Annotated in this window: 10 protein-coding genes, 1 tRNA gene and 1 pseudogene; 7 read left to right on the top strand and 5 right to left on the bottom strand. The window is 66.9% G+C overall.

Annotated elements, in window-relative coordinates; all coding sequences use genetic code 11:
* Positions 1-78: 78 nt before the first annotated feature.
* On the bottom strand, positions 79-777 hold the full coding sequence (locus ABZW18_RS33625; RefSeq protein WP_356195047.1) for an ATP-binding protein: 699 nt from the start codon (positions 775-777) through the stop codon (positions 79-81).
* Between ABZW18_RS33625 and ABZW18_RS33630 the strand changes: the two genes are divergently transcribed.
* The 4 genes from ABZW18_RS33630 to ABZW18_RS33645 all read left to right on the top strand — a co-directional run bounded on the left by ABZW18_RS33630 (position 776) and on the right by ABZW18_RS33645 (position 3,029).
* Positions 776-1,621, top strand: coding sequence for a helix-turn-helix transcriptional regulator (locus ABZW18_RS33630; protein WP_356195049.1), 846 nt, complete (start codon positions 776-778; stop codon positions 1,619-1,621). The genes ABZW18_RS33625 and ABZW18_RS33630 overlap by 2 nt on opposite strands.
* On the top strand, positions 1,621-1,833 hold the full coding sequence (locus ABZW18_RS33635; protein WP_356195052.1) for a DUF397 domain-containing protein: 213 nt from the start codon (positions 1,621-1,623) through the stop codon (positions 1,831-1,833). Before ABZW18_RS33630 ends, ABZW18_RS33635 begins: the two co-directional genes overlap by 1 nt.
* A 33-nt stretch (positions 1,834-1,866) precedes the next feature.
* The gene (locus tag ABZW18_RS33640; RefSeq protein WP_356195055.1) at positions 1,867-2,637 is read left to right on the top strand and encodes a GntR family transcriptional regulator; all 771 of its coding nucleotides are present in this window, start codon (positions 1,867-1,869) and stop codon (positions 2,635-2,637) included.
* A gap of 134 nt (positions 2,638-2,771) precedes the next feature.
* Positions 2,772-3,029, top strand: a complete 258-nt coding sequence (locus ABZW18_RS33645) for a hypothetical protein (RefSeq protein WP_356195058.1) — start codon at positions 2,772-2,774, stop codon at positions 3,027-3,029.
* A 152-nt stretch (positions 3,030-3,181) separates the two neighbouring features.
* On the opposite strand, the gene ABZW18_RS33650 is transcribed toward ABZW18_RS33645, so the two are convergent.
* Positions 3,182-3,397 carry a hypothetical protein gene (locus tag ABZW18_RS33650; RefSeq protein ID WP_356195061.1) on the bottom strand — a complete coding sequence of 72 codons (216 nt, stop codon included), beginning with the start codon at positions 3,395-3,397 and terminating at the stop codon, positions 3,182-3,184.
* Positions 3,398-3,555: 158 nt separating this feature from the next.
* Here ABZW18_RS33650 and ABZW18_RS33655 point away from each other — a divergent pair, with 158 nt between their 5' ends.
* Positions 3,556-4,794, top strand: a complete 1,239-nt coding sequence (locus ABZW18_RS33655) for a histidine kinase (RefSeq protein WP_356195063.1) — start codon at positions 3,556-3,558, stop codon at positions 4,792-4,794.
* On the top strand, positions 4,791-5,516 hold the full coding sequence (locus tag ABZW18_RS33660) for a response regulator transcription factor (RefSeq protein WP_356195065.1): 726 nt from the start codon (positions 4,791-4,793) through the stop codon (positions 5,514-5,516). Before ABZW18_RS33655 ends, ABZW18_RS33660 begins: the two co-directional genes overlap by 4 nt.
* A gap of 267 nt (positions 5,517-5,783) precedes the next feature.
* On the opposite strand, the gene ABZW18_RS33665 is transcribed toward ABZW18_RS33660, so the two are convergent.
* Positions 5,784-6,803: a tryptophan--tRNA ligase gene (locus ABZW18_RS33665; RefSeq protein WP_356195068.1), complete on the bottom strand. Its 1,020-nt coding sequence runs from the start codon at positions 6,801-6,803 to the stop codon at positions 5,784-5,786.
* Between the two features lie 140 nt (positions 6,804-6,943).
* Here ABZW18_RS33665 and ABZW18_RS33670 point away from each other — a divergent pair.
* Positions 6,944-7,017: transfer RNA gene (locus ABZW18_RS33670), tRNA-Met, on the top strand.
* A gap of 155 nt (positions 7,018-7,172) precedes the next feature.
* On the opposite strand, the gene ABZW18_RS33675 is transcribed toward ABZW18_RS33670, so the two are convergent.
* Together ABZW18_RS33675 and ABZW18_RS33680 are read right to left on the bottom strand one after the other, a co-directional pair.
* Positions 7,173-8,210, bottom strand: coding sequence for a peptidase (locus ABZW18_RS33675; protein ID WP_356195069.1), 1,038 nt, complete (start codon positions 8,208-8,210; stop codon positions 7,173-7,175).
* Positions 8,211-8,402: 192 nt separating this feature from the next.
* Positions 8,403-8,522: pseudogene (locus tag ABZW18_RS33680) on the bottom strand (IS5/IS1182 family transposase); the annotation flags it as partial.
* Positions 8,523-8,602: the final 80 nt, after the last annotated feature.

Here is an 8,602-nt window from a genome sequence, read left to right on the forward strand (position 1 = left end):
GCTTACTCATGTTGCTCTTGCTCACTGCCTGGCACTGCTTCCTCCGGGACCATCGGTCCCAGTATCAGGGTGTCCAGCTCAGCGGGGGAACTCCACGTAGAGAGTGAGGAGCGCTTCGGCTTTCGCCATATGTCTGTCTCCCACACGGCCATTGGCAGCAGCGCGTCCGGTAGCCAATTCGCACCAGGTCGTCTTGCCCGAGACAGTCGGGATTACGCCCCACCGATCGGTCACAGCATTGATCAGACTCATCCCTCGGCCGGCTTCTGCGTCAGAGCCGACGGTGAGGAGAGTGGGTAGTGTGCGGCCGTCGGGGTCGCCGACTTCAACACGAAGGTTCGTGCCGTTGATGGACACGGCCAACGTTGTCGGCGTTCCAGAGCCGACATGTGCGATGACGTTGGCAACGAGCTCGCTCACGCAGAGCTGCGCCGGGTCGATCAGGTGCAAGAGACCCCAGAGCGTCAGGTGCATACGAACGAGCCGTCGCAGAGCTGCAACTTTCGAGGGTTCTGCGAGGAAAGACAGTTCCCAGCCCTTCCCCGACGTCGCGCATCGACACGTGTCCATGAGATTCGGTCCCCTCCGCGAGAGCGCATTGGTAGCGCTGGGTGTCCGCTGCGATCTCCAGGGCGACAGCAAGAATCTCAATTTGGAACTCTCAATTTGCACAAACGGAGCACTAATCGCGCCCCGTGCCCCCGGCGTGCGCTGTCTTGTGCCCGCATCGCTCCGCCGTGCAGTCTCATGGTGATCGACAAGAAGGGCCGCGACCATGGCTGTTGGACCTACAACCCGAAGGCGCCAGCTGGGCGTCGAGCTGCGGCGCCTTCGGGAACGCAAGGGGCTCACCCTGGAGGAAGCGGGTGCGCTGGTGGGGATTTCCAAGGCCACCTTGAGTCGCTACGAGACCAAGGAAGGCACAGTGAAGTGGCCGGCCGTCGATGCGCTCTGCCGCCAGTACGACGCCTCTGATGAAGAGCGCCGAGCCATGGTCGAGTTGGCCAAGGGGGCGAAGATTCAGGGCTGGTGGCGGTCACTCGCCGACCCCATCCCGGAGTCGATGAATCTCATGCTCACCCTCGAGGACGAGGTTGTACGTGAAGATCATTACGCGAGCGTTTACGTTCCGGGCCTCCTACAGACCCGCCCCTACGCCGAGGCCGTGCATCGCGCCTCCGAGATGCGCTGTACTGAGCAAGAAGTCACGCACATGGTCGACATCCGCATGAAGCGGCAGGACCTTCTACGGCGCGACGAGCCGCCCCACATCTGGGCGGTCATCGATGAAGCGGTGATCCGCCGCATGGTCGGTGGCCCGGATGTCATGCGTGATCAGCTGCTGCATCTGCACGAAAGTGCGACATCCCGGCATATCACGGTGCAGATTCTTCTTTTCGTGACAGGAGCGCATGCTGCGGCAGTTGGGAGCTTTGTCATCCTGGGAGGCGCAGTTCCCGAACTCGATGTGGTCTACGTGGACACCCTCGGCGGCGGCCTGTTCATGGAGAAGCCACAGGAACTCGAAGGCTATAGGTTGGCGTTCGAGTATCTGCGCGCGCAGGCGCTGGACATCACGGCGTCAGCAGCGGTCATCGACCAGGTCTGCAAGGAGCTTTGATGGAAGACCGTGAGTCCGAGCACGAAGAGTTCCACTGGGTGAAGTCCTCGTACAGCGGTGGCAGCGGGACGGAATGCCTCGAGGTCGCTGCGCTTACTGGTACGACCACGGGCGTACGGGACTCGAAGGACCCACGCGGTCCTGTGCTCGCGTTCTCACACGTGACCTGGGCCCAGTTCGTCGCAGCCGTACGGCAAGGAAAATTCGACTGACAAGCCCGGAAGTGGCACCACGGAGAGAGCTGCATGCCCCACGACACGCCGTCATACATGCGCGTCGCGGACGACCTTCGTCGACGCATCACGTCGTCCGGCGAGTGGGTCGCCGGAGACCGCCTGCCGTCCCGCGCTCAGCTTGCGGCGGAGTACGAGGTCGGCCCGAACGTCGTACAGAAGGCGGTAGAGCGGCTCATCATCGAGGGTCTTCTCGAAGGGCGAGCGGGCTCGGGTACGTACGTGCGGCAGCCACGCGAGCGGATGCGTATGGTGCGCTCCCGCCACCGCGAACGTCGCGGCGGCTCGCCCTTCCGTGCCGACATGCGCGAGCGCGGCCGACGCGGGTCATGGGAATCCCACAGCCAGGCGCGGACGCCCGCGCCCGAGCACATCGCCCATCGACTCGCGATCGAACCCGGGGACCTCTGCGTACGGACGAGGTACGAATTCCTCGCCGACGGGCAGCCCGTCCAGCTCTCCGATTCGTGGGAGCCGATGTCCATCACGGGCGAGACACCCATCGTGCTACCGGAGATGGGGCCGTACGCGGGCATGGGCGTAGTTGAGCGAATGCGGACCATCGGCGTCATCGTCGACACCACGGTCGAGATCCCGCGTCCGTCTCGGGCGACGCAGGAGCAGGCGAACCTGCTGGGGGTGAGCCTGGGTGACCTCGTGATGGAGATCGAGCGCACGTACTACGACATCGAGGGCCGGCCGATCGAAACGGCGGACATCACAGTGCCGGACGTGCGCTGGGAGATCGCGTACGAGATCGGCATACAGCAGCCAGAGGCGTAGCTGAACACAACAGGCAGGACGGCAATCAAGCCACCCTGTGCGTGAAGCAGATCGTCTCCGACGAGATCGATGGCACCCACGAAGTCGAGGTAAATGTCTCCGACTTCGATGACACGTAAACTCTCTTGCGCGTCATGGGATTCGAGGCCAAGGCGTACCAGGAGAACCACCGCACCTCGTACCTCCTCGACAACGTACGCCTGGAGATCGACTCCTGGCCGCTGATTCCGCCGTATCTGGAGATCGAGGGCGACTCCGTTGACGAGGTCCGGAAGACAGCGGACCTCCTCGGCATCGCACCGAACTCCCTCACCTCCGTGAACACCACCGAGGTCTATACGCGCTACGGACACGACCTCACGGCGATCAAGGAGCTGCACTTCACGAACTGAACCCCCCATCCAAGGAGGCGAGGGCCTTGCTGACGGACCGCACTGCGCGGATCTGGGTTCTGGACATGCGACACCGCACCCGGCTCCTACCCCTATTGCTGTGAGGCCTCTGAGAGAAACACCAAGGGCCGCTCAGAAGGCGGTTCTGCTCTTCAGGAAGATCTTCCTCGCTTCAGGGAGGCGTTCGCGGCAGCAAGGCCAACGCCCAGCGCGGTGAGCACGATGTTCGTGTAGATCGCGTAGCCGTCAGGGCTCAGGAAACGCAGGAAGCCGAACAAGCGGAACCCGGTGCCGAACCACTCGTGCAGCAGGCCGCTGATCCCGCCCGCGATCAGCACAAAGCTGAGGAAGCCAAGAACACTCTTCATGCTTCGAGACTGAACAGTGCAGCTCATCCCCGGTATCGGCCGTCGTGAGCCGGAGCGTTCACCTAAGTAGCCTCCCGCCGAACCCACTGTCGTCCGAAAGTATCGACCCGCTCCACAGGTGTCCCCAACGGGCCCGGCAGCACGTAGATTTGCCGATTATGGCCCGCCGCACCCTCCGTGACTGGATCGCCGACATCGGCTTCTTCCTTTTCGCGGTCGCCTTCTCCGTGGTCACCTCCGAGAACGTGGTGGCCCATACGGACCTGTCCGAAGAGGCGCTGTTCTTCGACATGCTCGCGGGTGGCCTGGCGTGCGCCCTGCTGTTCCTGCGGCGGCGCCTGCCGGTCCAGCTCTCGGTGGTACTGCTCGTCACCGGGGCTTTCTCGCACTTCGTCACCGGAGCAACCATGGTGGCCCTGTTCACCGTCGCCGCGCACCGGCCGCCGCGCATCACGCGCTGGGTCGCGGCCCTGGCGGCGGCCCCGCTCCCGGTGTTCCTGATCCGCCGGCCGGACCCGAGCCTGCCCGCCACCACGTCGGCGATCGTCTACTTCGCACTGATCGCCGGGTCCTTCGGCTGGGGCCTGTACGTACACTCCCGGCGCAAGCTCATCGCCGAGCTGCGCGAACGCGCCGAGCGGGCGGAGGCGGAGGCGCAGCGGCAGGCGCGGGAGGTCATCGCGCGGGAGATGCACGACGTACTCGCGCACCGGCTGTCGCTGCTGAGCGTGCACGCCGGGGCGCTGGAGTTCAATCCGGGCGCACCGGCGGCCGAGGTCCAGCGGGCCTCCGGCGTGATCCGGGACAGCGCGCATCAGGCGCTGGAGGATCTGCGGGAGATCATCGGCGTGCTGCGGCTGCCGGCCGACGACGACAGCGCGGAGCAGCCGCTCCCCACCCTCGGTGATCTGCCCCAACTGGTCGCCGAGTCACAGGAGGCCGGGATGCGCGTCGCACTGGACCTCCAGGTCATCGACGCCGCGAGGGCTCCGGCACCCTCCGGGCGCACCGTCTACCGGATCGTGCAGGAGGGCCTCACCAACGCCCGCAAGCACGCACCCGACACCGAGGTCACCGTCGCGGTCAGCGGCGGCCCCGGGGAGGGGCTCGCGGTGGAGGTGCGCAACGCCGCCCCCACGACCGCGTCGATTGCCGCCGTCCCGGGGGCCATCCCGGGCGCGGGACAAGGACTCATCGGTCTGGCCGAGCGGGCGAAGCTCGCCGACGGGCGGCTGGAGTACGGCCGGGCCGGCGCCGACTTCCGGTTGCACGCGTGGCTACCGTGGACCGCGCAACTTGCGCAACGCGAACCGCCGAACGCCGCCGCACCGGCCTCCGAACCCTCCGCCCGGGTGCTGCCCCCGGCCTCCGGCCGGAAGAAGCGGGCGGTACGGTGACCGACCACCCGACCCGCGAGGCACCCCTGGTGAACGAGCATGCAGCCGCGGCCATCCGCGTACTTCTCGTCGACGACGATGCGCTCGTACGTGCCGGGCTGCGGCTCATGCTCGGCGGCGCACCCGACGTCGAGATCGTTGCCGAGGCGGCCGATGGCAGCGAGGTGGAGACTCTCGTCGATGCGCACTCCCCGGATGTGGTCCTGATGGACATCCGGATGCCCGCGGTGGACGGGCTCGCGGCCACCGAGGCACTGCGCAGGCGGCAACGGCCGCCCGAGGTCATTGTGTTGACCACCTTCAACACCGACGAGCATGTGCTGCGCGCCCTGCGTGCGGGCGCCGCGGGCTTCGTGCTGAAGGACACCCCGCCGACGGAGATCGTCGAGGCGCTACGGAAGGTGGCCGCCGGCGAACCCGTACTGTCTCCTGCCGTCACCAAGCAGCTCATCGCCCAGGTGACGGATGGGATCGGGCAGGACCGGCGCGCGGCCCGGGCCCGGAAGCAGCTCGCGGCGCTCGGCGAGCGCGAGCGTCAGGTGGCCGTCGCCGTCGGCCGAGGGAAGTCGAACGCGGAGATCGCGGAGGAACTCTTCATCGGCGTGCCCACGGTCAAGACCAACGTCTCCCGCATCCTGGCCAAGCTCGGCCTGAACAACCGGGTGCAGATCGCGCTCCTCGTCAGCGATGCCGGGGATGCCGGGGATGCCGGGGAGTCCTGAGGCGCACGCGCTGTTGTCGTTGCGCCGGTGGGCGGTCGTGCCCCGCGACTCGTGTCCCGCGTCGCGCGATTCGTGCCTCGTGTCCCGTGGCTCTGTCCCGCGCCCTGCGCCTCGTGTCTCACGCCTCGCGGCTCGTGCCCCGCGGCTCGTGCCCCGGGACTCCTGTCCCGTGGGTCGCGCCTCGCCCTCGCGCCTCCCGTACGGGACGACCGCTCGGTCGGTCGCCGCGGCCAGGGTCCGTACGCAGCCGGCCGCGGCGGGACGTTCTCAGCCGATTCCGACGGTCTCCCGCACCTGTGCCACCACCGGCTGGGCCCGCTCGCACGCCCTCTCCGCGCCGGCCCGGAGGATCTCCTCCAGCTCGCTGTCCGGCCGCATCAGCGCGTCGTACCGCTCACGCAACGGCGTCAGTTGCTCGTTCAGCACCGCGAACAGTTCATTCTTCAGCTCGCCCCAGCCCATCCCACCGGCCTCCAGACGGGCACGGACCTCAGCCACTTGTTCGGGCGTGGCGAAGTGGGTCAGGAGTTGGAAGACCGAGGAGGCTTCGGGGTCCTTGGGGGCCTCGACCGGCGTGCTGTCAGTGGCGATTCGCCGCACCGTCCTGCGCAGCTGCGCCTCCGGCGCCACCAGCTCGATCGTGTTGCCGTAGGACTTGCTCATCTTGCGGCCGTCGGTGCCGGGCAGGCTCCGACCGCTGTCCTCGCTCGGTGTGATCGCCTCGGGGATCTTGAACTTGTAGCCGCCCTCGTACACGGCGTTGAACGCTCCGGCGATGTCCGCGGCGTACTCCACGTGCTGGAGCTGGTCCTTGCCGACCGGCACCACATCGGACTCCATGATCAGGATGTCCGCGGCCATCAGCACCGGATAGTTGTAGAGCCCCATGGTCACGCCGCTGTCGAGATCGGCGATGCCCGCCTCTTGGTTGCGGTCGCGCGCGGCCTTGTAGGCGTGTGCCCGGTTCATCAGGCCCTTGCTGGTGAAGCACGACAGGATCCAGTGCAGCTCGAACGTCTCCGGAACATCCGACTGGCGGTAGAAGACGGTCCGCTCCGGGTCCAGCCCCGCGGCCAGCCAGGTGGCGGCCACCGAGCGTGTGTAGTGAGCCAGCAGCTTCGGATCACGGATCGACGTCAGCGCGTGATAGTCGGCGATGAAGTAGATCGATTCATACGATTCGGCCAGCCTCAGGGAGGGCTTGATCGCGCCGATGAAATTACCGAGATGCGGCTCACCGGTCGGCTTGATACCGGTCAGTGAGACATTGGACGGGGCACTCCGCATGTCCGGAGGGTATCTCCGGCAGCAGCCCGCCGCGTGAGTATTACGCGCACCAAGATCCACTCACCGTGGCCCGGGCGACCGGTTCGGCGTGGCACGATTTCCCGCCGCGACCAGGGATGACGTAGAGTCCTGGTTACCGACGCGGGGTGGAGCAGCTCGGTAGCTCGCTGGGCTCATAACCCAGAGGTCGCAGGTTCAAATCCTGTCCCCGCTACTGCGAAGTCAGAGGCCCGATGCGTGAGCATCGGGCCTCTTGCTTTCGGTGTCGCCGGCGGCCCGCTTTCTCGTACGCACGGTGCTCGTACGCACGGTTTTCTCGTACGCATGGCTTTCTCGTACGCGTCGATGCCGAGGGGCCGCAGGGTCAGGTCAGGCTGTCTGCGCCTGTTCGTAGAGGCTCTTGACCTCGGCACCGAAGTACGGACCGAACATCCTGTTCGGCAGGAAGGTGTAGCCGAAACTGTTCACCGACGCCTGCAGGCCGGTGCCGGTGGCTTCGTTGAACGAGGCGAACCAGGGGCCGCCGCTGGAGCCGCCCGTCATGTTGCAGCCCATGCCGTGGTCGTTGGAGAAGAGGAAGTCCTTCGAGGTGTTGCCGCTGCAGTAGATGAGCTTCGAGCCGTCGTACGGGGCGGCGGCGGGGAAGCCGAAGGCGTACATGGCCTTGTTGTAGCCGCCGTTGAACTGCAGGCCCTGGGCTCCGACGACCTCGGTGAGCTTCTTGCCGTTCAGCGGGTTGACGACGGCGACGCCGACGTCGTAATTGATGTCCTCGCTCGCCGTCCACTGGGGTGTGGACATCGTCTTGGCCGCGGTCCAGGTGCCGTACGGCGTCTGACCGTCGTGGTAGCCGGGGACGAACACCCAGTTGGTGTGCCAGTTGCCCTCCAGCTTGACGCAGTGCCCGGCGGTGATCACCGTGCTGGCGTTCTGGCTGGTGACGGCGTCGCCCGAGCAGGAGGCGGTACGGCCCTGGTAGGAGAAGAACACCCGGCCGGAGGTGGTGACGACGGAGCCGCCGCCGGTCCACGCCCCGCCGGCCTGCGGGAAGGCCTGGGTGCGGGCGGCGGGGCGGTCTGCGGACGGGCTGGTGGGCGCGACGGTGGATATCTCGCCGCCGGGCTTCGGGGCCGAGAGGGCGCCGGGGGCGACATCGAACAGGTCGAGCGGGGTTGCCTTGCGCATCCGCTCTGCGGTCCAGAAGGCGCTGACCTTCTGCTGCGCGGTGGCCGAGGCGGCGGCGGTGTGGACGGCGGCGGGTGCGGGGGCGGGGGCCGCGGGTGCGGGAGCGGGGGCCGCAGGGGCGGGGGCCTGGGCGGCGTTGGCCGTGGCGGCCTGAAGTCCTGTGGTGAGCAGGGCGCCGACGGCCAAGAGGATGCCTGCGGCGGTGCGACGGGGACGTCTCACTCGTACTCCTTCTGCCAAGGCCGCGCGGGGTGTCGCGCGGACAGTGTGGGGCCGGACGGCGGTGTGTGCGGTCCGGGCAGACGAGCGGTGTGGCCTGAGGGTGCGTCAGGCAGGGTCCCACGCACAGAGAGAGATTGTCAGGAGCGCATCAGAGGTGGCTGAATCTTGCCCCCTAGGAGCTGTCGTCACATGTCACGCCCACATCAGGAGCGATGCGAAAGTGACGGCTGCTTGGTACGACTCGGCGGTCTTGTCGTACCGCGTCGCGATGCCGCGCCACTGTTTGAGGCGGCTGAAGCACCGTTCGATGAGCAAGCCGCAGTGCTGTCATACGTGCGGTTCGACGTCATCGTCTTGGTTTCCTTCCTCGCTTCGGATTATCGTCGCCTGCT

It is taken from the genome of Streptomyces sp. NPDC004647, from assembly GCF_040609575.1.
GTDB lineage: Bacteria > Actinomycetota > Actinomycetes > Streptomycetales > Streptomycetaceae > Streptomyces.

Bases quoted from the DNA above. Each gene is read 5' to 3' on its own strand.
- ABZW18_RS33625 (WP_356195047.1), bottom strand. From the start codon at position 777: ATGGTCGCGGCCCTTCTTGTCGATCACCATGAGACTGCACGGCGGAGC.
- ABZW18_RS33630 (WP_356195049.1), top strand. From the start codon at position 776: ATGGCTGTTGGACCTACAACCCGAAGGCGCCAGCTGGGCGTCGAGCTG.
- ABZW18_RS33650 (WP_356195061.1), bottom strand. From the start codon at position 3,397: ATGAAGAGTGTTCTTGGCTTCCTCAGCTTTGTGCTGATCGCGGGCGGG.
- ABZW18_RS33635 (WP_356195052.1), top strand. From the start codon at position 1,621: ATGGAAGACCGTGAGTCCGAGCACGAAGAGTTCCACTGGGTGAAGTCC.
- ABZW18_RS33655 (WP_356195063.1), top strand. From the start codon at position 3,556: ATGGCCCGCCGCACCCTCCGTGACTGGATCGCCGACATCGGCTTCTTC.
- ABZW18_RS33665 (WP_356195068.1), bottom strand. From the start codon at position 6,803: ATGCGGAGTGCCCCGTCCAATGTCTCACTGACCGGTATCAAGCCGACC.
- ABZW18_RS33640 (WP_356195055.1), top strand. From the start codon at position 1,867: ATGCCCCACGACACGCCGTCATACATGCGCGTCGCGGACGACCTTCGT.
- ABZW18_RS33645 (WP_356195058.1), top strand. From the start codon at position 2,772: ATGGGATTCGAGGCCAAGGCGTACCAGGAGAACCACCGCACCTCGTAC.